Origin of the sequence: Tunturiibacter gelidiferens, from assembly GCF_013410115.1 — a bacterium.
GTDB classification, from domain to species: Bacteria; Acidobacteriota; Terriglobia; order Terriglobales; family Acidobacteriaceae; genus Edaphobacter; species Edaphobacter gelidiferens.
The window spans coordinates 265,239-288,674 of record NZ_JACCCV010000001.1 but is presented as its reverse complement, the minus strand read 5'-3'; the positions used below and the strand labels follow the sequence as shown (position 1 = coordinate 288,674).

Annotated in this window: 21 protein-coding genes; 13 read left to right on the top strand and 8 right to left on the bottom strand. The window is 60.3% G+C overall.

The window, feature by feature from the left end; genetic code table 11:
• A complete protein-coding gene (locus HDF12_RS01185) occupies positions 1-708 on the top strand; it encodes a CADD family putative folate metabolism protein (RefSeq protein WP_179580572.1) in 708 nt (235 codons plus the stop codon).
• Positions 709-939: 231 nt separating this feature from the next.
• Here HDF12_RS01185 and HDF12_RS01180 read toward each other — a convergent pair whose 3' ends face one another.
• Positions 940-2,766: an AI-2E family transporter gene (locus HDF12_RS01180; protein WP_179580570.1), complete on the bottom strand. Its 1,827-nt coding sequence runs from the start codon at positions 2,764-2,766 to the stop codon at positions 940-942.
• Positions 2,767-2,907: 141 nt separating this feature from the next.
• On the opposite strand from HDF12_RS01180, the gene HDF12_RS01175 reads away from it, so the two are divergent.
• A complete protein-coding gene (locus HDF12_RS01175) occupies positions 2,908-4,308 on the top strand; it encodes a DUF2252 domain-containing protein (RefSeq protein WP_179580568.1) in 1,401 nt (466 codons plus the stop codon).
• A gap of 57 nt (positions 4,309-4,365) precedes the next feature.
• Here HDF12_RS01175 and HDF12_RS01170 read toward each other — a convergent pair whose 3' ends face one another.
• The gene (locus tag HDF12_RS01170; protein WP_257025295.1) at positions 4,366-5,319 is read right to left on the bottom strand and encodes a winged helix-turn-helix domain-containing protein; all 954 of its coding nucleotides are present in this window, start codon (positions 5,317-5,319) and stop codon (positions 4,366-4,368) included.
• 265 nt (positions 5,320-5,584) lie between these two features.
• On the opposite strand from HDF12_RS01170, the gene HDF12_RS01165 reads away from it, so the two are divergent.
• Positions 5,585-6,268, top strand: coding sequence for a YceI family protein (locus HDF12_RS01165; protein ID WP_179580566.1), 684 nt, complete (start codon positions 5,585-5,587; stop codon positions 6,266-6,268).
• 33 nt (positions 6,269-6,301) lie between these two features.
• On the opposite strand, the gene HDF12_RS01160 is transcribed toward HDF12_RS01165, so the two are convergent.
• The gene (locus tag HDF12_RS01160) at positions 6,302-7,579 is read right to left on the bottom strand and encodes a TCR/Tet family MFS transporter (RefSeq protein ID WP_257025294.1); all 1,278 of its coding nucleotides are present in this window, start codon (positions 7,577-7,579) and stop codon (positions 6,302-6,304) included.
• A gap of 256 nt (positions 7,580-7,835) precedes the next feature.
• On the opposite strand from HDF12_RS01160, the gene HDF12_RS01155 reads away from it, so the two are divergent.
• Complete coding sequence (locus tag HDF12_RS01155; RefSeq protein WP_179580563.1) at positions 7,836-8,642, top strand: hypothetical protein; 807 nt, start codon at positions 7,836-7,838, stop codon at positions 8,640-8,642.
• Positions 8,643-8,738: 96 nt separating this feature from the next.
• Here the strand turns inward: HDF12_RS01155 and HDF12_RS01150 are convergent, their stop codons facing one another.
• The 3 genes from HDF12_RS01150 to HDF12_RS01140 all read right to left on the bottom strand — a co-directional run bounded on the left by HDF12_RS01150 (position 8,739) and on the right by HDF12_RS01140 (position 13,316).
• A complete protein-coding gene (locus HDF12_RS01150) occupies positions 8,739-9,614 on the bottom strand; it encodes an aldo/keto reductase (protein WP_179580562.1) in 876 nt (291 codons plus the stop codon).
• Between the two features lie 248 nt (positions 9,615-9,862).
• Positions 9,863-11,479: a multicopper oxidase family protein gene (locus HDF12_RS01145; RefSeq protein WP_257025293.1), complete on the bottom strand. Its 1,617-nt coding sequence runs from the start codon at positions 11,477-11,479 to the stop codon at positions 9,863-9,865.
• Positions 11,480-11,576: 97 nt separating this feature from the next.
• The gene (locus tag HDF12_RS01140; RefSeq protein WP_179580560.1) at positions 11,577-13,316 is read right to left on the bottom strand and encodes a phospholipase C; all 1,740 of its coding nucleotides are present in this window, start codon (positions 13,314-13,316) and stop codon (positions 11,577-11,579) included.
• Between the two features lie 175 nt (positions 13,317-13,491).
• Here HDF12_RS01140 and tgt point away from each other — a divergent pair, with 175 nt between their 5' ends.
• A complete protein-coding gene (gene tgt / locus HDF12_RS01135) occupies positions 13,492-14,619 on the top strand; it encodes a tRNA guanosine(34) transglycosylase Tgt (protein WP_179580558.1) in 1,128 nt (375 codons plus the stop codon).
• On the opposite strand, the gene HDF12_RS01130 is transcribed toward tgt, so the two are convergent.
• Positions 14,612-16,210 carry a glycosyltransferase family 39 protein gene (locus tag HDF12_RS01130; protein ID WP_179580556.1) on the bottom strand — a complete coding sequence of 533 codons (1,599 nt, stop codon included), beginning with the start codon at positions 16,208-16,210 and terminating at the stop codon, positions 14,612-14,614. The two genes, tgt and HDF12_RS01130, sit on opposite strands and share 8 nt — an antisense overlap.
• A gap of 93 nt (positions 16,211-16,303) precedes the next feature.
• The gene (locus HDF12_RS01125) at positions 16,304-16,804 is read right to left on the bottom strand and encodes a heme-degrading domain-containing protein (protein ID WP_179580554.1); all 501 of its coding nucleotides are present in this window, start codon (positions 16,802-16,804) and stop codon (positions 16,304-16,306) included.
• A gap of 161 nt (positions 16,805-16,965) precedes the next feature.
• Between HDF12_RS01125 and HDF12_RS01120 the strand changes: the two genes are divergently transcribed.
• The 8 genes from HDF12_RS01120 (at position 16,966) to HDF12_RS01085 (ending at position 23,317) form a co-directional block, all read left to right on the top strand.
• Positions 16,966-17,283 (top strand): MmcQ/YjbR family DNA-binding protein, encoded by a 318-nt coding sequence (locus tag HDF12_RS01120; RefSeq protein ID WP_179580552.1) that lies wholly within the window; start codon positions 16,966-16,968, stop codon positions 17,281-17,283.
• A gap of 190 nt (positions 17,284-17,473) precedes the next feature.
• Positions 17,474-17,758 (top strand): preprotein translocase subunit YajC, encoded by a 285-nt coding sequence (gene yajC, locus HDF12_RS01115; RefSeq protein ID WP_306457985.1) that lies wholly within the window; start codon positions 17,474-17,476, stop codon positions 17,756-17,758.
• A 141-nt stretch (positions 17,759-17,899) separates the two neighbouring features.
• Positions 17,900-19,507: a protein translocase subunit SecD gene (secD, locus tag HDF12_RS01110; RefSeq protein ID WP_179580548.1), complete on the top strand. Its 1,608-nt coding sequence runs from the start codon at positions 17,900-17,902 to the stop codon at positions 19,505-19,507.
• Positions 19,508-19,553: 46 nt separating this feature from the next.
• Positions 19,554-20,516 carry a protein translocase subunit SecF gene (gene secF / locus HDF12_RS01105; protein ID WP_179580546.1) on the top strand — a complete coding sequence of 321 codons (963 nt, stop codon included), beginning with the start codon at positions 19,554-19,556 and terminating at the stop codon, positions 20,514-20,516.
• A 114-nt stretch (positions 20,517-20,630) separates the two neighbouring features.
• Positions 20,631-21,365 (top strand): energy transducer TonB, encoded by a 735-nt coding sequence (locus tag HDF12_RS01100; protein ID WP_179580544.1) that lies wholly within the window; start codon positions 20,631-20,633, stop codon positions 21,363-21,365.
• Between the two features lie 116 nt (positions 21,366-21,481).
• Positions 21,482-22,225: a MotA/TolQ/ExbB proton channel family protein gene (locus tag HDF12_RS01095; RefSeq protein WP_179580542.1), complete on the top strand. Its 744-nt coding sequence runs from the start codon at positions 21,482-21,484 to the stop codon at positions 22,223-22,225.
• 151 nt (positions 22,226-22,376) lie between these two features.
• Positions 22,377-22,823 carry an ExbD/TolR family protein gene (locus HDF12_RS01090; RefSeq protein WP_179580540.1) on the top strand — a complete coding sequence of 149 codons (447 nt, stop codon included), beginning with the start codon at positions 22,377-22,379 and terminating at the stop codon, positions 22,821-22,823.
• A 59-nt stretch (positions 22,824-22,882) separates the two neighbouring features.
• A complete protein-coding gene (locus HDF12_RS01085) occupies positions 22,883-23,317 on the top strand; it encodes an ExbD/TolR family protein (protein WP_179580538.1) in 435 nt (144 codons plus the stop codon).
• The last annotated feature ends 119 nt before the right edge of the window (positions 23,318-23,436 follow it).

Here is a 23,436-nt window from a genome sequence, read left to right as displayed (position 1 = left end):
ATGTCTGCGATCGAGTTTGGGAGTGCTGGGTTCTGGAGCCGTTTCGAGGAGCGTGTTGCTCCGTTCAATTTGTTGCAGCACCCGTTTTATCAGGCGTGGTCGAAGGGTGAGCTGACGCGTGAGGATCTGCGGGAGTATGCGGCGGAGTACTGGCATCATGTGTCGGCGTTTCCGACTTATCTGAGTGCGCTGCACTCGCGGCTGCCGGATGGGGAGATGCGGCGTGAGGTTCTGCGCAATCTGGCGGAGGAAGAGGGCGTGGATGCGGCTACAGCTCGTCCGCATAGCGATTTGTGGATGGACTTTGCTGCCGGTATGGGTGCGACTCGCGATGAGGTTGAGGGGCGCGCGGTTCAGCCGGAGATGACAGCGCTGATGGCTACGTTCCGCGAGCTGATGCAGGAGGAGAGGGCTTCGGCTGCGATGGCGGCGCTGTATGCGTATGAGTCGAAGGTGCCTGCAATCGCTACGACCAAGGCGGAGGGGCTTGCGGAGCACTATGGGACCGAGGGTGCGGCGGCGCGGTACTTTACGCTGCACCAGACGGCTGACGTTGCTCATGCGAGTGTTTGGCGGGAGTTGATTGATAAGCAACTTGCGGGCTCGCCTGAGGACGAAGAGGCGGTGCTGGCGGCTGGAGAGCGGGCGGCGAAGGCGCTCTGGGTTGCTCTGGATGGTGTGGAGCGGCAGCGGCTGGTGGTTAACTAAGGAGTTATTTGCTTGAATGATGAGGACCAGGCGAGGGTGTCTGGTCCTTTTTCTTTGTGTTGGAAGGATTCGCGAGTTTTCTTTTTTCACAACGAAAGGCAACAGCAGATTCCTCCGCTGCGCTGCGGAATGACAACAAAAAAACCGGCAACGGCAACAGCGGCGGCAACGGCAACGGCAAAAGCAATAGCAGTGGCAGCGGCTTTGCAACTGTGGGAGGTACGAGGTTTTTTAGAAGCGCATGTATTGGCTGTGGTGTTGGTGGTGCCAGTGGGTGATCTGGTGAAGGGCTTGGGCGAGGGAGTTGACCACTACGTTGGGTTTGCCGCTGCCGAAGCGTTCGATGGATTGTTCGGCGGTCTGGTCGGGGTCGTTGGCAGAGTTCCAGAGTCCGACGACGATGCGGTTGTTGGGAAGATGAGAGCGGACGCGCTGGCAGATGGCCCGGGCTTGCGAGAAGGCGAAGGGTGGAAGGGCTGAGATGAAGACGACGGTGTCGGGCTCGGAGGCGAGGGAGTCGAGGATCTCGCTGGAGACGGAGGCAGCGGAGAGCAGGAGGGTTTGATGGGAGGCTCGTTCCATGAGCTGGACGAGCATGAGGGTGGTGAGCTCGTCGGCCTGGTCGCTGACGGAGATGCAGATGACGGCGAACTCTTTTTCGATGGTGCGTGAGAGGCGTGGTGCGGTCGCGGGGGTGGCGTTCGCAGGCTCTTTCTGGTGGTAGTCGGTGAGTTCGGCGACGATTTCGCCGATGGTGAGGAAGAAGAAGTCTGAGCGCTTGTCGTCGAGGTTGCCTTGGTGGCGGTCCTGCTCGACGAGGGCGAGAGCGGGAATGAGGACGGAGTCGTAGAGCTCGACGAGGGGCTTGCCGTCGAGGAAGCGGTTGGCGACGGCGCGGGCTTCGCGCTGATCCATGGCGAGGAGGCGCTCGTAGAAGAGGGCCTCGGCAGAGAGCTCGGCGTCGGTGCCGAGGAGGGTGTGGAGGAAGGACAGCTGGGGGACGTGCCGGCCCATGACGACGATGCAGACGGTGAGGGGCGTGGAGAGGATGAGGCCGGGCCATCCCCAGAGGAGCGCCCAGAAGATGGCCATGGCGAGGAGTGCGAGGGATGAGATGCCGGTGCGGGTGCTGTAGAGCCAGGGCTCGACGAAGTTGGTGGCGGTGAGCTCGAGCGCGAGGAAGAGGCAGAGGATGAGGATGGGCGGCCACCAGGTAGTGGAGATGGCGACGGAGACGATGAGGGGAAGGGCGAGGCTGGTGGCGGTTCCGACGTAAGGGACGATGCGGAGGATGCCAGCGAGAACTCCCCATAGGAAAGCGTTGGGTACGCCGATGAGGTAGAGGCCTCCGCCGAAGAGGAAACCGTAGGCTGCGTTGACGGCGAGTTGAAAGAGGAGGTATTGGCTGATGCGGGTGGCGGCCTCTTGCAGGGCCTGGGTCATGAGGTTGATGCGGCCCATGCCGGCGAGCAGGAGGATGCGGTGTCGGAGGTCCTCGCGCTTCATGAGGAGGTAGATGGTGAAGACGATGACGACACCGACGGTTCCGATGGGACGAAGGAAGCGCATGAGCAGCTCGGTGGTGGTTTGGAGCTGGGTGCGGTCGGGGTCGATGACGCGGACGGGCTGAACTTGTACGGGGGATTGCGCGAGGGGCGTGGGCGATGAGGGGGTGATGTCGCCGCTGATGTCTTCTACGGCGGTGAAGGCCTTTTCGAGGGACTGTTCGGCGGGAGAGTGGACGGTGGCCATCTTCTGCTGGATGTTGAGGCGGTAGGCGGGGAGGGTGCGGGCTACGTTGAGCAGCTGGCGGGCGACGACGTAGCCGATGCTGAAGATGCTGAGGAAGGCGAGGATGCCGATGAGGGCGACGGCGAGAACGCGTGGAACTCGGCGGGTTTCCAGGCGGCTGACGGCGGGGGCGAGCAGGAACGACAGGGTGAGCGCGAAGGTGAGGGGGATGAGGAGCTCGCGCGCGAAGTAGAGGATGAGGACGATGACGGCGAGCACGAGGAGAGGCTCAACCCTGGGGATCTCGGTAGTGCGAGCGCGGGACATGGGAGTTGTAAGACCTCGTGGGACCTGATGAATGCTCTGCGCTTATGCGGGCAAGAATACATCAAGCGTGCTGAGGGGCGGGGGTTTATTGCGTCGCGCGTAGGCTAAACTCTTGTTTGCAGATTTGTTGGAGGAGGATCGATGGACAAGACGCAGCTGGTGAGCGCGAGGGAACGCTATGCCTTCGGACGGGAGCGGCGGAAGCAGATGAAGCGGCTGCACCATAAGACGTGGACGGCGAAGCAGCGGCGGGAGAGTCCACTGAAGCTGCTGGAGGTGTCGACGCGGGGACGGGTGCCGACGTTGGTGGCGCTGAAGAACGAGTTGATGGCGGCGTCGCCGTTTGGGTACTTTCGCGGGGCGGTGCCGGTGATGGCGTATGACCTGTCGCTGGTGGGTAATACGGGCATCTGCAATCAGCTGTGCGGCGACGCGCATGTGAGGAACCTGGGCGCGTTTGCGGCACCAGATGGGCGGCTGGTGTTCGATATTAATGATTTCGACGAGACGATTGTTGCGCCGTTTGAGTGGGATGTGAAACGGATGGCGACGAGCCTGGTGCTGGCGGGGCGTGCGGCGGGCGCGAAGAATCTGCATTGCAGGGAGGCCGCGGCGGTGTTTCTGGAGCGGTACCGGACGATGATGCACTCGTTTGCGCGAATGCCGGTGCTGGAGGTGGCGAAGTACCAGGTGCATCGGCTGGGAAATGTGTCGCCGGTGGCGGGGATTTTGCGGATGGCGGAGAGGGCTACGCCGATGCATACGCTGCTGACGTTGACGGAGGTGGAAGGGCGGCCTTCGGTGGTGAAGAAGAAGGGCGTCAAGACGGTGAAGGGTGCGGCGAAGAGTTCGGAGCGGCCGCAGCGGGTGTTTCGGACGATTCCGCCGAACCTAAAGCGGGTGACGGGAGCGCTGGCGGAGCAGGTGGTTGGATCGCTCGCGATCTATGCGGAGAGTCTGCAGCCGGAGCGCAGGCATTTTCTGGCGCAGTACCGGCCGATGGATGTGGCGTTCAAGGTGGTGGGGACGGGGTCGGTGGGGCTGCGGGACTACGTGGTGTTGATGGAGGGAAATGGGGTGAAGGATCCTCTGTTTCTGCAGATCAAGGAGGAGGTTGCTTCGGGATATGCGCCTTACGTCGCCGGAGCTCTGAAGGGAAGGAGAGGAAAGCAGCATCAGGGACAGCGTGTGGTGAATGGAGAGCGTGCGATGCAGCTGCAGTCCGATCCGTTTCTGGGATGGACGACGATGGAGGGCAGAGACTACCTGGTGAGGCAGTTGAACGACCACAAGGCTTCGATTCAGCTGGAGGATCTGAAGGCCGCCGGGTTGCTGGAGTATGCGGGGGTATGCGGCGAGATGCTGGCGAGGGGGCATGCGCGGGCTGGGGATAGCGCGATGGTGGCGGGCTACGTGGGGACTTCGGCGCGGTTTGATGAGGCAGTAGGTGCGTTTGCGGAGGCGTACGCGGATCAGACAGAGGTGGATTGGAAGCAGCTGGTGAAGTCGCTGAAGATGCCGGGGAAGAAAGCGGCGAAGTGAGACTGGTTATTTGACGAGAGCTGCCGGGGACGGTTTCCGAGTTACTGACAAACCGAACTATCGTGCTTTAAATTCCGTGGATGCCCTCAGTGCTTTCGTTACTTCTCCGGCGATATCGTCCTGGACCATTAGGATGTCGTCGAATGGCCGATCGTAGGTTTCAGACCAGACAACGTATCCATTGTCTGCACGAACCAATCGTGCGGCTACTCGCAGCCTGGCGCCCGACTTGCGCACGCTCCCATCGAGCACATAAGCGACACCGAGCGTCTTTGCGATATCGGTGACAGATATCTGCTTGCCCTTGAAGTAGAACGAGGCCGTGGGGGCAGGCACCTGAAGGTCTGGGATCTTGCTGAGTTTGTCGATCAGCTCCTCGGTCATGCCGTCGGCGAACTCCTCCTCTTTCATCCCCTCGGTCAGGTCGAGAAACGGCAGCACGGCGATGGATTTCTGTGGCCGCGGAAGAATGGCAGGTGGTGCTGCGTGATGGTTGTTCGCGATCTTGTTGTGGAACAGGAAGGCACCGATGAGTGCGAGGCAAAGTGCCGCGCCGGCAGCCCACGCGAAGCCGACTCTGGAGCGTGGGCTTGGGGGCGGCGCATCGGTGGTGATCGGGGGCGGTTGTTCGCCGTTTGAAGACAATGAAGAACCCGGCTGTGCGGTGGATTGGGCGATGGGTTCATCGGTCTCATTGGCCCAGGGACTGACCGTCGCTACCATCCGGTATCCTAGCCGCGGGACTGTCGCGATGTAAGTGGGCTCTTTGGGGTCGTCGCCGAGCAGACGGAGGAGGGATGCCACAGCCTGGTAGACGGAGTCTGGTGAGACGGTGACTTCAGGCCAGACCTGGTTGAGCAGGTCATCGATGCTGACGACCTTGCCGGCGTGCTCGGCGAGGCACAGCAGCAGCCGCATCGTCCGCACCTCTACGCGAGCGGTTTCTCCATCTCGTGAAATCTGGCTGGATGCTGGATTGACGGACCAATCGCCGATGCGAAGCATTGTCATAGTCGGGCGTTCCATGCAGGACTGGTGATTGTCCTTTGTTCTAAGCGGAAAAGCGGGCTCGCTGATTGTAACAACATCGCGAGGAGATGCTGGCTGCGTTCGGGCCGGGGTTGAGCCCAGCAGCGCTACCTACTTGTGCTACCGCCGTTCAACTCCATTTCAGAAGTATTCAGGGTGTTTCAGACTGAGCTCAGGACTTTCCGGCTCTCATCCGGGTACCGTACAACTGCATCCCGAATTGCAGACAAACAAGTATGGAGAAAAGATGATCTTCAAGAGACTGTTCAATTTATTCGCAATGGGCGTGTTGCTTTTTACCATTTGCGTGGCGCCTTCGACCAAGGTTGCTGCGGCAGATCCTTCCGCTCAACCTGCCCAGAAGATTGCGGTGGCGCAGGCGCTCCCCGCTCCAGGGACATACAAGATCGATCCGGACCATAGTTTCGCGTACTTTGGTGCTCGTCACCATGTGGTCGGGCTGGTGCGGGGCAGGTTCGACAAGGTTGCGGGAACCATTACAGCATCGCAGGACCTGGCCGCCTGCAGTGTCGACGTCGCGATCGACGTCTCCAGCATCAATACGCAGATCAGCGAGCGCGACGAGGACCTTCGCAGCCCCGTCTACTTTGATGTGAAGAGATTCCCGACGATGACCTACCACGGTCGCGGCATTCGCCGTGTGGCTGGAGGCTCCTGGATGATGGACGGCTCGCTGACCATGCACGGCGTGACCAGGGTGGTGCCGCTGACATTCACCTTCAATGGGGCGTTTTCTGATGTGAAGCCTGGCAGGCCGGCGCGCATGGCGTTCCATGGGTCCGCGGGGCTGAAGCGCGCCGATTTCGGCATGGGGGCGCGCGATAATCTCGAGGAACTGGGCGGGTTAATGACGACGGACGTCGAGATCGAAATAGACGTGGAGGCGGACGCAAACTCGCCCACTCAGTGAGAGCGTCAGAATTTGGCGCCGCTGCCGATGAATTCAGCTGGCAGGTTGGGAGTGGCGCGTAGCGTATTGGGCGAGGATGAGGCCGATGAGAAGCATGGAGGCGGCGACGTAGAAGGGTGTGCCGGGGATGCGGACGATGGCGTGGGCTCCGATGGACTGGCTGAAGATGTAGGTGAAGAAGCCGGGGCCGATGAGGCCTGCGATACCGCGCAGGCTGTTGATGGCGCCTTGCAGCTGGCCTTGTTCGGAGGGGCTGGTTTTGCGGGAGAGGACGCTCTGAGCGGAGGGCCAGGTGAAGGACATGAGGTTGAGCACCGGGATGCCGAGCCAGAAGATGAGGCCGGTCTTTGAGAAGCCGAACATGGAGTAGCCGATGGCTCCGCCGATGAGGCCGAGAGTCATGGCACCGCGCTCGCCGAACTTTGCGACCACACGCTTCACCAGGAGAGCGCCGTAGATGGCGGTGAAGATGCCGATGGTGGCGAGGGAGAAGCCGACGGTGCGGTCGGTCCAGTGGTAGCGATAGTCGGCGTAGATGACGTAGACGTTCATGAGCGACTGCTGGGCGATGTAGCCGAGGAGAAGGACGCCGGAGATGGCGAGCATACCGCCGCGTTTTAAGAGGTTGAGGGAGCCGACGGGGTTGGCGCGTGCCCAGGAGAAGGGGCTTCGATTTGCGAGGGAGAGAGACTCGGGAAGGACGAAGAGGCCGTAGAGTCCGTTGATGAGGCTGAGGAGGCCTGCAACCCAGAATGGCAGGCGTGGGTTAATGTTGCCCAAGAGTCCGCCCATTGCGGGGCCGAGTACGAAGCCGATGCCGAATGCGGCGTTCAACATGCCGAAAGCTGCGGCGCGGCGCTCGCGTGGGGTGACGTCGGCCATGTAGGCCATGGCGGTGGGGATGCTGGAGGCGGTGAGTCCGGAGATGACGCGGCCTACGAAGAGCCAGCCGAGCGCGGGAGCCCAGGCCATGAGGATGTAGTCGAGGCCGAGGCCGAAGTTGGAGAGAAGAACGACGGGTCGGCGGCCGAAGCGGTCGGAGAGTGAGCCGAGGATGGGGGAGAAGAAGAACTGCATGGCGGCGAATACGGTTCCGAAGAGGCCGAGCATGCGGGCGGCTGAGGAGGTGTCGCCGTGGAGAAAGCCTTCGATGAGGCGGGGGAGGACGGGGGCGATCATGCCGAGGGCGAGCATGTCGAGGGTGACGGTGAAGAAGATGAAGGTGGCGGCGGCGCGGCGGCCTGGGGGTGGGTTTGGAGTGAGGGGGATATCGGGTTCGATGGGGCTGACGATTTCGGGCTCGGTCATCATTGGATCCGGCGCCACGGACTCGGGCGTCGTGATCGGTTGCGACGAGTTTTGTGGTGATTCGGCCATGCGATTGATGGCAGTCTACGTGAGTTTTATGGCTCTTTCTTGGATATTTCGGCGTTAAGGTGTGGCGTGCGAGTCCTGCGGCGCATCGTACGGGAAGTCGCGGGAATGTAGTGGGGTTTTGCTGAGGGCATGCTTTACTGGGTGTTGGCGGAACGGTGATTTCTGCTGACGAGACAAGGATCGAGGGTCAATGCGGTTTGCGACAAGGGTGACGGTGCTGATTTGCCTGCTGGGCGCAGGTTTGCGCGCTCAAAGTTCGAGTACGGCGAAGCAGATTGTCGACACGATGCTGACCCATGAGAATGATCCGGCAGAGCACGGCAATCGATACATGTATCTGTCGGAGGAGCGGTCGGAGCGTACGGGTGGACATCTGTGGCAGGAGCGCGTGGTGGAGACGTCGCTGGGCAAGGTGAGGCTGCTGCTGGCCGAAGATGGCAAGCCGTTGAGTGCGGAGCGTGCGGCTGCGGAGAGAGAACGGCTCGCGCAGATCGTTGCGCATCCCGAGGTTTTTCAGAGGCGGGAGCAGGCGATGAAGAGTGACGAAGAGCACGCGGAGCAGATGCTGGCACTGCTGAGGAAGGCATTTCTTTTTGAAGATCCGCGCGTGGAAGGGAGCGATCTGCAGATTGTGTTTCGACCTGATCCTGCGTATAAGACGCAGTCGCTCGAGGAGCGTGTGCTGCATGCGATGTGGGGTACGGTCGTGGTGGATCAGCGAACCATGCAGTTACACCGGATCGAAGGAAAGATGCCTGCAGATGTAAGTCTGGGTTATGGCCTGCTGGGTACGGTGCACGCGGGCAGCAGCTTTAGTACGACGCATGAGATGGAGCCGGGCGGCGATTGGAAGGACGCAACGGTTAATACTGCGATCGAGGGGAAGGCGCTGCTGTTCAAAGAAATCAGCAGGAGTGAGCATCTGGTTCACAGTGAATTTAGACAGATGCCGGCGGATATGAGCGTTGCGCAGGCGGTGGAGATGCTGGAGCGGTAGCGTCCTGCCGGACGGGCCTCCTGCGCGGAGTGCGGTCACTTCGTGACTTGTGTACCGCTTCGCCTGGTCCTCCCGTTGGTCGGAATGATACGTCCTTCAGGCTGCGGCTACGCGCTGGATGAGATTGTTCTGCTCTCTTTGGGATTCAGCGCCGATGGTGAAGGCATCGAGGACTCCGGTGCTTAGCGCGTAGCGGATGGCCTCGGCTGGTTTGTCGCGGAGATCGCCCTGGCCGAGGATCTTCATGCCGACGATTCCCTTCCCTTGGGCGCGCATCTGTTTGATGACGCTGATTACGGTGGCGGGGTCGGCGTCCATGTGGGAGCCGATGGGGTTGAGACGGACGAGATCGACTTCGACCCAAGGCGAGGCGGCTGCGGCCTTCAGCGCGGGTAGGCTGTGGCAGGAGACTCCGTGGGCGCGGATGGTGCCCTTCTGTTTGGCTTCGGAGAGGACGTCCATGATGCCGCGATAGCGAGTGGTCCAGTCGGCTTCAGTGACGCAGTGGATGAGGACGATGTCGATGTAGTCGACGCCTAGCTCTTTGCGGAAGCGGTCGAGATCGGCGCGAACGCCGGCTGCGTCGCGGGTGTCGGTCTTGGTGAGGACGGTGACTTTGTCGCGGGGGATGTGCTTGAGGGCCTCTGCGACGTAAGGGTGGCTGCCGTAGGAGTCGGCGGAGTCGAAGAAGCGGAGGCCGTTGTCGTGGTAGCCGTCGAGGAGCAGTTTGGTGAAGGGTGAGTCGCCGAGACGGGTCTGGTTTGAGGAGCCGCCGTAGCCTATGGTGCCTGTTCCCATGGCGAGGCGGCTGGTGCGGATGCCGGTGTTTCCAAGGACTACCTCGTCTTGCGCGTGGAACTTTTGCGGGAGGGGATCCGGTTCGAGCAGGGCGGCGCGGGCGATGGCGGTGCGGGTGAGAAGCGTGGCCGCGAGGGTGCGGGTCGTGCGGCGAAGGAAGTCTCTCCTTAGCATGGCGCGATCTCCTTGGAGGTAGATTACTCCGATTCGCTTGCATGGGAAAGACGGTGTCCTGCCGGACGGGCCTCCTGCGCGGAGGGCGGGCGTTTGCACGCCTTTTTAGAGCTTTGCGTGGTCCTCCCGTTGGTCGGGATGAGATTTAGATTCGCGACCATCGGGAGCGCCTGGCGAAGCGGTATACGTCACGAAGTGACCTTCCCGCGCAGGGAGTCCGTCTGGCAGGGCATATCTTTTCGAAGAAATCAGGCGATGACTTCGAAGGGACGCATCATGTCGTTGGCTTCGTGCTCGAGGATGTGGCAGTGGTAGAGATATTTGCCGGGGTAGCCTTCGAAGCGGATGATGACGCGGGTCACCTGTCCTGCGGGGCACTGGATGGTGTCCTTCCAGCCCATCTCGTTGGGGGCGGGGGCTTCGACGGGGCCGCGGAAGCGTAGGTTTTTCTTGGTCATCAGTTCGAACTGGTCGAAGGTGCGGCGGTCGAGAATCTGGAAACGCACGAGATGGATGTGCATGGGGTGGGTGTCTTCGGTCTGGTTGACGAACTCCCAGATCTCGGTGGTGTTGAGTTTGGGGAACTCGGTGGTGGGCTCGTGCCAGTGCTTGTTGTTGATGAGCATGACCATCGGGTTCTGGAGGCGGTCCTGGTGCTCGTTGAGGGTGATGGTACGGGTGAGAGTGGCGGAGGACTCGGGGGTGCGGGGGAGGGTGCGGAGGGTTTTGGGGATGGAGTGAAGAGGCATGGTGGAGGTCTGATTCGCCACGCGGAACTGGAGGATGTCGAAGGCTCCGGTGCGTAAGTGAATGGTCTGGCCGGCGAGGTGGCTGAAGTCGATGAGGAGATCGGCGCGTTCGGCGGGAGCGAGCGCGAAGAACTTCTGCTCTACGGGTGTGGCGAGAAGACCCTGGTCGCTGCCGATCTGGATCATGGGCTGGTGGTTGTCGAGGGCGAGGCCGAAGAAGCGGCTGTTGGAGCAGTTGAGGACGCGAAAGCGGTAGAGGCGGGGTTCTACGTTGAAGAACGGGCGAAGCTTGCTGTTGATGAGGATGCCGTCGGCAGTGAACTCGGGGATCCAGGGGTGGTCGGGGTCGCCCGAGGTGGCGTAGAAGAGCTGGCCGTCGGTGGTGAAGTTGCGGTCGCAGAGGGTGAGGGGGATTTCAAAGGGGCCGGATGGGAGGTTGAGGGCGTCCTCGACCTGGTCGCGGATGAGGAAGAGACCGGTGAGGCCGGCGTAGGTGTTGAGGCGATTGAGACCCATGGCGTGGTCGTGATACCAGAGGGTGGCGGACTCCTGCTGAAGCGGGTAGTGGCAGGTTTTGGATTGGCCGGAGGGAAACCAGTCGGTAGGGTAGCCATCGTAGCGCGTGGGAACCTTGGCACCGTGGAGGTGGGCGACGGTACGGACCTCGGGCAGGTCGCGTCCGCTGCCGTGGAGGCTGAAGTCCACGGGGAGAAAGTGTTTGGAGGGGAGATTGTTGACCCAGGTGATTTCGACGGGCTGGTTGGAGCGGGCTTCGATGACGGGGCCGAGCGGGGTTGGACCGTAGCTCCACATGCGGGTGGGGGGGACGTCGCGGTGGATTTTGGACTGGATCTCACGCATGGTGATGCGGAGTTTGCGCGGAGAGGGGGTACCCATGGCGACGGATGGGACGGGGAGGGGGTCGACGAAGGGGGGAAGCTCGAGGACATGGAGCATGGGGTGTTTCGCGTCGGGAGCGTTGGGGGCCATGTGCGCGGGCATTGCGGATTGCATGTGCTCCATTTGGGCGAGAGCGCTGGGGCCGAGAAGGCTGAGGGCGGCGGTCTGCTGGAGGAAGCGGCGGCGGGATGACAGGGGATGGGTCGGGTCAGACAACGGGTGGATTCTCCGGGGCAAAAGAAAGCACGCACTCCGTGGGGAGTGCGTGCCTTTGAGCGTAACGGGTGAATGTGACGGTTTCGTGAAACGGCAGCTAGTTGCCGCTGGTGACCTTGCCGGTAGTGGGGTCGAGAACGACCACGTTGGGATTCGGAACAACCGTACTGGTGAAGTTGAACATACCGGTGAGTGCTCCAGCAGAGGCATCGAAGGACCCGCCGCCGATTCGCTGGCTGGACAGGAAGACATCCTCGATGAAGCGAGGGATGGAGGCCTGGTCGGTGGGGGTGTTGTCGATGTAGTTCTTCTTCGCCCAGGGGGAGATGACCAGAAACGGCATACGGGGGCCGTGTCCGCAGCGCCCCTGTACGGGAGCGCCGTTGGAGTTGGGACCGGGGAGTGAGGCAGCGGCTGCGCCAGTGCAGATGGCTGCATCGGAGACGCTGGCGGAGCCATTGACGATGTCGGTGAGGTGATCGTACCAGCCGTCGGAGTCATCGTAGGCGATGATGATGGCGGTGGAGGACCAGAAGGACGACTTCTCGATGGCGTTGATGGTGTTGACGACGAAGGTCTGCTCGTCGAGGGGGTCGGAGTAGCCGGCGTGGGCGTCCTGGAAGCCGGGGGCCTTGAGGAAGCTGACGGCTGGCATGTTGCCGGCGGCGAGAGCGTCGGTAAAGTCGTGCATGTCGTACTGGTGGTTGGCCTGGTCGGTGGTCCCGATCGCTGCGGTAGGACGCAGGTGGTTCAGGTTCGCTGTGCTGGCGTAGTACTGGAAGGGCTGGTGGTGCGGGATGTAGTCGGCCTTTGTTGGGTGGGTGGGAATGTTGACTGCGGCGGTGTTGCGGCCGCATCCGGTGGTTCCGTTGGAGTTGGTAACGGTGAGGTCGAAGCCGCCCTCAAAGAAGCCCCAGGTGATCTTGGCGGCATTGAGGAGATCGCCGATATTCTTGCCAGACATGCTGAAGTTGGCGCTGGTGGAGGAGCAGATGTCGCCGGTGGGATCGTCATCGTTGATGTCCGTGAAGCCACCCTGACCGTCGGCGACGATTGCGGAGGCCGCACCCGTGGGGTTGATGACGCCGTTGGTCTGGCCGGAGGCGAGATTGAGGGCGCCAGGAGTGGAGGGGCCGAAGGTGGTGCCGAAGGAGTGGTCGTTGACGGCGTAATGCTGCGCGTAGTTCCACAGGGCGGTGACGGTGTTGCCGTCGTAGTAGCCCATGGTCAGCGCAGTGGTGTTAGCTTGCGGAGGGGCGTTGGTGACCGCCGCCAGATTGGGTAACAACGGAAGGGCGGAGCTGTCCGGCGTGCCGACCGAGATCGGGAAGAGGTCCATCTTGCCGTTGTCGAACGCAAGCTGCTCGGGATTGTAGGCATGGTCCTGATCCGCTGTGGCGGCCTGGGCAGGAGCTAGACGAAACGGATTCGACGGGTTCGAGTTCATCCCGGCGACGTTGTTGGCGCTGTTCAGGTTCGGGTTCGCGGTGAGCAGCGACGGCGTGCTGATGTAGTTGACCATGTTGGCCGGTGTGGCCGGAAGGCTGGTGGTTCCGGCGAGGGTCGCAGCGGCTACAGTGGCGGCGGTGGCTGGGGCGAAGGGCGTTTCACCGGGAAGGTTCGCGGCGTTGGGATAGGTGCCGAAGTAGTGATCGAAGGAGATGTTCTCGCCGAAGATGACGACGACGTGCTTAATGGCGGCCGGGGCTGTGGTCGGCGTTGGCGGCGGGGTGGTGTTGGCGTTGCCGTTGCCTGGAGGCGTGCTGACCGTGCCCTGGCCGCAGCCGCTTAGGATAAGGGTCGTGGACAACGAGAGGGCGAGAAGTTTCCGAATCATTTTTGAGGCCTCAAAAGTTGGTAGAGATGCGGTGCTCCTTATTGTTAGGTCTGAAAGTGACTGGATTTGTGAATTGAAGTTGAATGCCGGATGAATTAATGGAGTGTTACTTCTCCAAAGGGGCGGCCAGTGCGTCATTGAGGCCGAAGTGGATGGGCCTCTTACAATCGGAGTAATGGGATTTTCATTTGAGGTAGATCGGACCGCAGAGGGTGGTGGGCGGAGGGGGCGGCTGAGGCTGCCGCATGGGGCGGTGGAGACTCCGGTGTTTATGCCGGTGGGGACGGCGGCGAGTGTGAAGGCGGTGCCGCAGAGTCTGCTGGAGGAGGTTGGCGCGGGGGGGAAGGGGGCGCAGATCATCCTTGCGAATACGTACCATCTGTATCTGCGGCCGGGGCATGAGCTGGTGCGGCGAATGGGCGGCGTGCATCGGTTTATGAGCTGGGAGCGGCCGATGCTGACGGATTCGGGCGGGTTCCAGGTGTTTAGCCTGAGCAAATTGCGGAAGATTACGCCGGAGGGGGTGGAGTTTCGGTCGCACCTGGATGGGAGCAAGCACTTCTTTTCGCCGGAGCACTCGATGGATGTGCAGATTGCGCTGGGGGCGGATATTGCGATGGTCTTCGACGAGTGCGTGGAGACGCCGGCGACGTGGGAGAGGACGCGGGAGTCGATGGGGCTGACACATGCGTGGGCGCAGCGGTCAAAAGATCATTTTGAGTTACATAAGGATCGGGTGCCGTGGTTTGAGGCGCTGGGTGGCGCTACACAGAGTCTGTTCGGGATTGTGCAGGGTGGGATGTACGCGGATTTGAGAGAGGAGAGCGCGAAGCGGCTGGTGGAGATGGATCTGCCGGGGTACGCGATCGGCGGCCTGGCCGTGGGGGAGCCGCGGGAGGTGACGCGGGAGATGATTGCGCGGACGCTGGAACATCTGCCGAAGGACAAGCCGCGGTATGTGATGGGGGTGGGGTATCCGGATGAGATTGAAGAGTATGCGCGGATGGGTGTGGACATGATGGACTGCGTGTTGCCGACGCGGGCGGGGCGGCATGGGCTGCTGTTTACGTCTAAGGGCAGGCTGAATATTAAGAAGAAGGAGTTTGCGGAAGACCAGGGGCCGATCGATGCGACGTGCGGGTGCATGGTGTGCCGGCGCTATACGCGGGCTTATCTGCGGCATTTGTTTGCTTCGGGAGAGCCGTTGAGCGCGGTGCTTAATAGCGTGCACAACATCGCGTTTTATCTGGATACGATGGAGCGGGTGCGTGGGTATCTAGCTGGGGCTGGGGAAGCTATTTGAGATTATTGCGTACGTAGATTCTGTAGCCTAGCGGCTTCGATGGGCTGCTGCCAGCGTTGACCATGTGCGGGGGGATTTGTTCGACGTCGAGGTGGTAGTTGGCGTTGAGGTAGTCGTTGAACTGGGGCCATCGGCTCATCTTTTGATAGGCGTAGCCGGGGCGCTGGGTGGCTGGGTCGCAGTCGTTGCTTGAGACGACGAAGACGGCGGGGGGATTCTTCGTGATGGCCTGCCAGAAGGCTTCGCGGGATCGGTCTCGTTCGGCGCCGGGTTGGTCGGAGAGCATGTAGCAGTCGTAAAGGTAGCCGGTGGATTGCACGAGACGCATGTTGTAGAGGGTGGGGATGCAGCCGTCGGCCATGTCGAGACACTGCACGCTGGTGTTAAGTTTTGCGCCGCCCAATCGGTTGAGGTCGGCGCGGAGCATTGTGTCGAACTCCTGGTTGTGCCAGTCCTGCCAGAGTGCGTGGGCAGTTGAGCCGACTCCGATGAACAAGACGCTGACTACGATGCCTGCCATGGCGAGGCCCGGCAGAAGCTTGTTATTTGTGGTGAAACGAAGTCGCCGGTTGGCTGGTTTGGTTTTGAGGATGGTGGTGAAGTCGATGGCGATGAGGAGGAGAAGAAAGGCTTCGGAGGGGTAGCGGTGATAGGGAAAGCCCTTCCTTTGGAGATAGAACGAGGCCAGTCCGAAGAGAACGGCGACGAGGAGGGCGGCGCGCTCCCGGGTGATCCAGTCTTTCTTGAGGATGACGATGGGAAGCCAGAGCAGCACGACGGGAAGTATGACGGAGGAGATGCTGTGGAGGATGAGATGAGGGTAAGAGCGGGGGCCTAGCAGGAGGAAGTAGGGGAGGAGTTGGGTGAGGGTGCGGAGGAAGTCGGCGGTGATGTGCTGGTGTTGGAGCCAACCGAAGATCAGAAGGATGGGCGTCAGCATGCCGATAAGCCCAGCGATGATGTGCGAGGCAAATGGTTGTCGTCTGCGTCGGAGGGTGATGGCGGCCAGAAGCAGAACGGTTGGGGGGAGGAGGAGGACGGATGGCTTGGTGGTGGTGGCGACCCCGCAGAAGAATCCGAAGAGCGCGGTCATCCATGGCATGGTTTTGCTGGGTGAGTGCGCTGCGCGATCTGTTCTGAGGCTTGTGAAGAGAAAGGCATAGCCGATGAGCAGGCAGACGGTCATGGTCAGGTCGCGTTGGCCTAGTTCGACCAGGCCGTCGCGGCCGTGGATCAGCGCGAAGAGGGACGAGGCGAAGAGGGCGGCGAAGCGGCTGTAGGGCTTGCAGATGACGAACATGGCGATTGCAGAGAGGGCCAGGAGCGCAAGGTCGAAGAGTCGCCAGGTGAGCGAGTTGCCGCCGAAGAGGTGCATCACGGCGCGTTCGATCAGGAGCGTCGTGGGCATGTTGGGATCGACGATGTCGCGATAGGGGGCCATGCCGTGATCCATGAGGAAGACGACGTAGTGCATGAGGGCGGCGTCGCCCATGAGAGGCCAGTGCCAGGTGCGGATGACGAATAGAAGAAGGCACCCCACGAGGAACACGGAGGAGAGTGTCCGGGTGATGGCGTAAGACCGATCCGACATGGCTTCGATGCTCCCGTCCGTGCCGCTGCTTCGCGGACGAACTTTTATTAGAGCATTGCAGCTGTTGGCGGAATGCAGCGCGGCAGGGTCTGGTTATGCAAGGCGCAGGGAGTCGTGGTTTTGCTTGAGTTCGAGGCAGAGTGCTTCGACGACGAGGTTGTGGTCTTCGCGCTGCGGCAGGCCGGAGACGGTGATGCAGCCGATGACGCCTGCGCCGGTGACGTGGAGCGGGAAGCTGCCTCCGTGGGCGGCATAGTCGGCGTCGGGGAGGTTGTAGCGTTCGCTAAAGGTGCGGTTGCTCTGCTCGAGTGCGAGGCCGATGGCGTAGGAGCTGCGATGGAAGCGCGCGACGACGTTGGATTTGCGCTGCACCCAGCGGGGGTTATCCGGCGTGGTGCCGGCGAGGGCTGCGTAGAAGAGCGGCTGGTGAGGCTGGCCGAAGCGGCGAATATCGATGACGAGGGAATGATTGCGGGAGACGGCGAGATCGCGGAGGCTTTGGCCGAGACGCCAGGCTGTGTCGTAGTCGAAGGCGGAGAAGTGGAGCTCGGCTTCCTGGCGAGCGATTGCGGCGAGGTCTTCGGGGATGGGCATGAGCGGCGCTTCCTTCCTGCTTCGGTCGAACATGGTTCAAACGACTCGTTGCAGACAGTTTATGAGATAGAAGGTTGACGTTCCGACTTGCGGCAAAGGTTTGCGCGAAGTTCGTACGGATGGGCGTAGGCTTTGAGAGCTCGTTTGAGAGGAGAGTGCGGATGACCGCACAGGACTATCGACGGATTGCATTGAGATTGCCGGGAGCTTCCGAAGGATCGCATCAGGGGCATCCCGACTTCCGGGTGGGAGGGAAGATCTTTTGTACTCTTGCGTTTGAGAAGGAGGGCTATGGCGTTCTCAAGCTCAGCCCCGAGGAGCAGGCTGGTCTGGTGGAGGATGCGCCGGACGTGTTTTCTCCTGTCCCTGGCGGGTGGGGGCGCGGGGGAGCCACCCGCGTACGGCTGGATGTGGTGAGCGCGGATGTGCTTGAGGGGGCTGTGAAGATGGCTTGGAAGCGACGTTTGGCGAAGCGATGAGCGGTGGCCGCGCCTTGACAGGGTGTTGCGGTTACGCGATGCTTAGGGGCTAGGCACACTTTTTGCACAATGAGCGAAGTTGCGTGCAGTTGGGCGCGCTTGCGTGTATTTTCGGTTTGGTTGCCGCTAAGAAGAATTGAGTGGTTGAACGGAGTTTTGATTGATGTTTGCGATGTGGTTGCAGAGTGCGATGGGCGGACTGGGCAATCTTGGCAGTCTTGCACTGCCGATCCTGTTCTTTGTGGTGCTTTACTTTTTGATGATTGCGCCGAACCAGAGGAAGCAGAAAAAATGGCAGGAGATGCTGGGGCAGTTAAAGACCGGCGATCGAGTCACTACCAATGGCGGTATTCGCGGCACGGTTCTGACCGTCAAGGATGATCTGGTTATCCTGCGGGTTCAGCCGGACGGCGTGAAGCTTGAGTTCGTCAAGAGCGCGATTGCCGCTGTGACGACGGACGAACAGGCTGCCTGAACGAACTCTTCAAATAAACTGTAGCAAATATTAGATGTAGGCACGTTGAGATTGAACCGTTAACAACGGACGAGGAAGAAACAAGGATAGCGACGGCGGTACCGGAGCATGGCGCTGCGGTTGCATCCTTCAATAAAGATCATGGGCAAGAATCTGGCCGGGAAATCGGCATTCATCGTTGCGGTACTGGTGATCTTCTGTTTCGGCATCGTGGGCATTCCCCACGGCGGGCTCACGCAGTCGATCAAAGATCGTATCCACCTGGGGCTCGACCTTAAGGGCGGCACCCACCTGGTGCTCGAAGTGCATGTGGCTGAGGCGATCGGTTCGGCTACGGACCGCGATGTCGCGAGACTTGAGGGCGATCTGCAGAAGGCTGGAGTTGTGGGAGCGACTGTAGGCAAGACGGATCCGTCGCGGCCACAGACGATTATCGTTTCTGGTATTCCGGCGGCGAAGTTGAGCGATGCTCGCTCGGTGCTGCAGGGGAGCGATTATTCGACGTATGACGTTGCGACCACGGCCGATGGAAACTCTGCGCTGACGATGAAGGTTGGCGCGGTTCGCGATCTGGAAACGAGGACGCTTGATACCTCGATCGAGACGATCCGGGAGCGCATCGACAAGCTGGGTGTGAGCGAGCCGGTGATTCAGAAGTACGGGCTGGGCGAGAACCAGATCCTGGTGGAGCTGCCGGGCGTCGATGATCCAGCGCGTGTGGAAGAGATTATTCAGTCGACCGCTAAGCTGTCGATTCATGCGGTGACGGGTGGGCCTTACGAGACCGATCAGGCTGCTCTGCAGGCGAACGGTGGGGCGATTCCTCCCGATTCGATGCTGGTGCATGGCACTGGCTCTGCCGGCGCACCGGACCAGATCTGGCTGCTGAAGCGAGTGAGCGAGGTGGAGGGTACGGACTTCCGCGATGCGCAGCCGGGACAGGATCAGAACGGCCGGCCGAACATTCGCTTCAACCTGACGACTGAGGCAGGGGATCGCTTCTACAAATATACCGAGGCGCATACGGCTTCGAGCGCGACGCCGGGTTCGATGGCGATTGTGCTGGATAACAAGGTTCGCGAGGTTGCGGGAATTCAGTCGGCGATTCGCGATAGCGGTGAGATCACCGGTGCGTTTACGCAACAGCAGGCGAACGATCTGTCGCTGATGTTGCGCACGGGCGCGCTGCCGGCTTCGATCTCTTACCTCGAGACGCGAACGGTTGGGCCGAGCCTGGGCGCTGCTTCGATTCATCAGGGCGTGGTCGCGGCGATTGCCGGCATGCTGGCGGTCATGATCTTCATGCTGATCTACTACCGCGGCGCAGGGATTAACGCGGACCTGGCGCTGATGCTGAACCTGGTGATTCTGCTTGGGTTCATGGGCTTCACCGGCTCGACGTTGACACTGCCTGGAATCGCGGGTGTGATCCTGACGATTGGTATGGGCGTGGACTCGAATGTGCTGATCTTTGAGCGCATTCGCGAAGAGCTTCGGGCTGGCAAGACGGCTGCGGCCGCGGTGCAGCAGGGGTTTGCCCATGCCTGGGTGACGATCATCGATACCCACGTGACGACTATCGTTTCGGCGATGATCCTGTTCCTCTTCGGTTCGGGTCCGGTGCGCGGGTTCGCGGTGACGCTGGCCTTCGGTCTGTTCGCCAACCTGTTTACCGCGGTGCTGGTGTCGCGCGTGATCTTTGACACGATCCTGCAAAAGAAGGAACGCGGCGCGGCGCTGTCTATTTAGATTTTCGAGAGATTGCGGAGCCAGTGGCTGCCGCTGAGGGTTTAGCTTGGAACTGTTTCGTACAACGAATATCGATTGGCTCGGGAAGAAGTGGTACTTCCTTGGGTTTTCCCTGATTTTTTCTGTCCTCGGTGTGCTGAGCATGCTGTTCTGGCATCACATTCCGCTTGGGGTTGACTTCAAGGGAGGCACGCAGGTTCGCGTGGCCTTTGACCAGACTCCGAATGAGGATCATATTCGGCAGGCGATGGACCGCGCGGGTGTGCACAATGCGCGAATTCAGCGCGTCAGCGATCCCAGCGGCCACGCGGCGAACAAGGTGATCATCGCGCTGCCAGAGTCGACGGCGACCGACCAGTCGCATGATGCCGGGCGGCAGAGCGTGGAGAGCGCCCTGAGCGCCAACTACCACGACTCCGCGTTTACGGTGGAGCAGGTTGAGATCGTTGGGCCTGTGGCTGGGATGCAGTTGCGGAAACAAGCAGGGCTGGCGACGCTGTACTCGCTGATAGGAATGTTGATTTATCTATGGTTCCGATTCGAGCTGATCTATGGCGTGGCGGCGGTGGTGGCGGTGTTCCATGACACGCTGATCACGGTTGGCGCGTTTAGTTTGACGAATCAGGAGATTACGCTTACCGTTATCGCTGCAATCCTGACACTGATTGGTTACTCGATGAACGACACGATCGTCGTCTTCGACCGCATACGCGAGAATCTGGCGCTTTCGCGGAGGGAGTCGCTGCATGATGTTGTCAATCGGAGCATCAATCAGACGCTGAGCAGAACGGTTATCTCTTCGGGACTGACCTTTCTGACGGTGCTTTCCCTGTATTTATTTGGCGGTGAGGTGTTGCATGGGTTTTCCTTTGCGCTCGTTGTCGGCATCCTAATTGGTACCTACTCGTCGATCGCTGTGGCGGCACCGATGCTGGTGGCGTACCAGGACTGGCGGGTAAGCAAGGGCAAGTCGGTGACGTTACCTGCGGGTAAGCGCGCGAAGGTGTAGGGATTGGCTCTTCTGCCGATGTAATAACCGGAACAAAAGAAATGGCTGGGAACAAAAAGCAACAACGTGGTGTCTAAAGGAGAATAGCTCTTCTTCACAGTAAAGAGGCTGCATATGTTCGAATCCTCGTTGATGGAATCCGGCGGCCAGATCAAGACCAAGTCCAAGTACTGGATGATTGGGACCTTCATCTTCAATGGCGCGATCCTGGCAACCATGATCCTTATTCCGCTGCTGTATCCGGAGGCTTTGCCGAAGACGGCGATGACCGCGATGCTGACAGCGCCGCCTCCACCCCCTCCCCCTCCACCCCCTCCGCCACCGCAACAGATCGTCAAGCCGATCAAGATGGTGTCAGAGATCGACGCAGGTCTTCACGCTCCTACGAAAATTCCAAAAGATATCAAGATGCTGAAGGAAGATGCTGCACCTCCTCCGCAGGTTGCCGGTGTTGCTGGCATGGCGGGTATGGGTAGCGGCAGCGGCGTCCCGGGTGGAGTGATGGGCGGAATCGGTACTGCGCCGACTCCGGTTGTCAAAGTTGCTCCTCCGAAGGGTCCGCAGCGCGTTTCAAGCGGCGTAGTGGCTGGTAACAAGCTTTCGGGGTCGAATCCGGTTTATCCTCCGATCGCAAGGGCTGCTCACGTCTCGGGTGCTGTCGTTCTGCACGCCGTGATCTCGAAGAGCGGTACGATCGAAAAGCTCGAGGTGGTCAGCGGTCCTGAGATGCTTCGGTCCGCGGCTGTATCGGCCGTCCAAGGTTGGCGCTACAAGCCGTACTTCCTCAATGGCGAGCCGACCGAGGTGGACACACAGATCACCGTCAACTTCAACTTTGGCGGCGGCTAAACCAAGGCTCATCACGCAGCAACGTCTCTCGCGGGTCTCCCAAAGGTGTCGAACTTTTGGGGGATTCCCGGGTCAAGATTCTGAAAGTTAGAGTTCTACCAGGAGGAAATATTCCAGTGATTCTCGCTCATCTAGCAACAACCTTCGCTCACGTTCCTGCTTCCCTCGCCCTGTACTTTGAAGAGGCGCAGGTCAGCTTCAGTGTTATGGGTCTCTGGTCCAACATGGGCTGGCTGGCTCGTTGCGTTGTCATCTTCCTTTTCATCATGTCGATCTGGTCGCTCGCTGTGATCATCGATCGCGCTCTTTACTTCTCTGCAGCCCGCAAGCAGTCTCGTGAGTTTGCGCCGAAGGTTGCCGGCGCGTTGAAGGACGGCCGTCTCGATGAGGCGATTAAGGTTGCTGACCGTTCCAAGAAGTCGCACCTCGCCGAAGTTGTCACGGCTGGTCTGCAGGAGTTCCGCAGCTTCGGTTCTGGCGGTACGATCACCGACGAGCAGATCGAGAGCTCCAAGCGCGCACTTGAGCGCTCTGAGGCTATCGTTCATGCCAAGCTGAAGCGCGGTCTGGGCGGTCTGGCCACCATCGGTTCGACGGCGCCGTTTATCGGTCTGTTCGGTACCGTAGTCGGTATTTTGAACGCCTTCCAACAGATTGCAACTCAGAAAACCTCTGGTATCGGTGCAGTCGCCGGCGGTATCTCGGAGGCCCTCGTAACGACCGCCTTCGGTCTGCTCGTCGCCATCCCTGCCGTTATGACGTTCAACTACTTCACCGGTAAGGTTGAGGCTTTCGACGTCGAAATGGACAACAGCTCGAGCGAACTGGTCGACTACTTCATCAAGCAGAGCCACCGGTAGGGCTTCGGTCCAGAAGCGTAAGGCCAATCAGCAGTACTCTGCGGGAATCATATCTCTGATAGGTCCTCCGGATGTCGCCAGCGAACGGCAGCCGGAGGCCTAACAGGCATCGCAGGAAAGCAAATACAGCAAACCGGACGGAGCATACGTTATGAGTATCAATAAGCGGGAGGAAGGCAAGAAGGTCAACTCCAACATCAACGTGACGCCGATGGTGGACGTGATGCTGGTGTTGTTGATCATCTTCATGGTCATCACTCCCATGTTGAACAACAAGGTCAACGTGGACCTGCCGAAGGCTGACGCCGCGGTGGTGATGGAAGATGCCAATAAGGAAGACGCCGTTGTAGTCGCTGTGACTCGCGATGGCAGGACGTTTCTGGGCGGCGACCAGGTAACGCTCGATGATCTTGGACCTAAGATCTCTGCGAAGCTGGAAAATAAGACCAGCAAAGAGGTCTTTATGCGCGCGGATATACGTGCCAACTACGGTAAAGTGATGGACGCGGTTGATGGAATCCGGTCCGCCGGTGTGAGCCAGCTTGGCCTGCTGACCGAAAGAACAGACGACAGCGGAACGGCGACTACCAAGAAGTAGACATGTAGGGTGTCGAACTCGCATTTATTGGAGCGGCAAGAGTATCCGAGGAGATTGCTATGGGAATGGGTGGTGGAAATACCGGCGGAGCGATGTCGGACATGAATGTAACGCCGCTGATCGACGTTCTTCTGGTGCTGTTGATCATCTTCATGGTCATCGTGCCGGTAACGCCTCGAGGCCTGGAGACGCTGGTTCCTCAGCCGCCCAAGGAGCACCACGAAGATCCGGTCAACGACCGTACGATCGTAGTGCAGGTGCTGTCGAACGGAGCGGCTGCACCCGCTTATAAGATCAACGATAATTCGTTCAACAAGTCGGACTTGGAGCCCAAGCTAGTGGAAATCTTCGCGACTCGGCAGGAGAAGGTCATGTTCGTAAAAGGCGACAAGGATCTCGACTTCAGCAAGGTTGCTGAGGTTATCGACTTCGGTCATCAAGCTGGCGTAGATAATATTGGTCTCATTACACCTCGAGTGGAAGCAGGACAGTAGGTTCTGTAACGAAAGCTCTCGCACAGGCGGCTGGTTAGGTGACCAGTCGCCTGAAGCTTTCTGTACGTGCGGGAAGGTACGTTGATCGAGTGCTTGCTTACCCAATAACGCATTGGGAG